Consider the following 1239-nt stretch of genomic DNA (forward strand, 5'->3'; position numbering starts at 1 on the left):
TGAGGCTGCACCGGATTTAGTACCGGTCTAAGCTGGAAATTTCCGGCTCTTGGAAGCCCTCCGGTGAGGGCTTGTTCCTGCACTGGCGGGCGAATTCGGCGGGTGTCATCCAGTTCAGCGCCGAATGGGGACGCTCCTCGTTGTAGTACCGCCGCCACGCCTCGATTTTGCCTTTCGCATCGTCCAGGGACAAGAACCAATGCTCGTTCAGGCATTCCTCCCGGAAGCGACCGTTGAACGACTCGACCTTAGCGTTATCGGTCGGCTTCCCCGGCCGGGAGAAGTCCAGTTCCACCCCGTTCTCGTAGGCCCACCGGTCCATCGCTTTCGAGATGAATTCGCTGCCATTGTCGACCTTGATGCTCTTCGGCAGCCCACGGCTGTGGCGCAGTTGCTCAAGAACACGCACAACATCCTCTCCCTTCAAGCTCTGGCCGACATCGATCGCCAAGCACTCGCTGGTGTAGTTATCGACAATCGGCAAGGTGCGAAGCCGACGGCCATCGAACAGTGCGTCAGCCACAAAGTCCATGCTCCATATCTCGTTGATGGCCGATGCGTGCCGCTTCGGCTGTCGCAGACGAGCCGCCTTGTTTCGCCGCGGCCGATGGTGGCGTAACGACAGGCCCATCTCACGATAGAGTCGATAGACCCGCTTGTGGTTGTCCTTCCAGCCTTCTCGCCTGAGTAGCACATGTACCCGTCGGTAGCCGTAATGCACGCGCGTCGAGGTGATTTCCTTGATGCGCATGATCAGCGGTGTGGCATCCCGCGCCTGGGAGCGATAGCCATAGACCGAGCGTGAAATCTTCATCACGCCGCACGCCTGGCGCTGGCTCGCCCCGAACCGGCTGATCAGATGATCGACGAGATCTCTGCGGCGAGAAGGCTTCAGAGCTTTTTTGCGAGGACGTCCTGCAGCATGGCTTTGTCGAGCGAAAGATCGGCGACCAGGCGCTTGAGCTTGCTGTTCTCTTCTTCCAGTTGCTTCAGGCGCCGCAACTCCGAGGGGCCCAGCCCCCCGTACTTCTTGCGCCAGTTGTAGAAGGTCGCATCCGAGATGCCCATCTTCCTGCAGACCTCAGCCACCGGCGTGCCGACGTCCGCCTGCTTCAGGGCGAAGGCGATCTGTTCTTCCGTAAACTTCGATTTCTTCACAGCACAATCTCCTTTCAACATCACGAAAATTGTGCCGAAAATTCCAGCTCAAATTGGTACGAAATTTCGGTGTAGCCTCAC

1 protein-coding gene is annotated in these 1239 nt (G+C 58.4%); it reads right to left on the minus strand.

All coding sequences use genetic code 11. The features are described 5' to 3' along the window. Positions 1-16: 16 nt before the first annotated feature. Positions 17-1158, minus strand: a protein-coding gene (locus tag GHK24_RS13460) for an IS3 family transposase (protein WP_340666200.1) whose coding sequence is annotated in 2 segments (ribosomal slippage) — positions 17-906 and positions 906-1158 — 1143 coding nt in all. Because the reading frame shifts where the segments join, the coding sequence is not laid out codon by codon here. Positions 1159-1239: the final 81 nt, after the last annotated feature.

Source organism: Rhodocyclus gracilis, assembly GCF_009617575.1.
GTDB classification, from domain to species: Bacteria; Pseudomonadota; Gammaproteobacteria; order Burkholderiales; family Rhodocyclaceae; genus Rhodocyclus; species Rhodocyclus gracilis.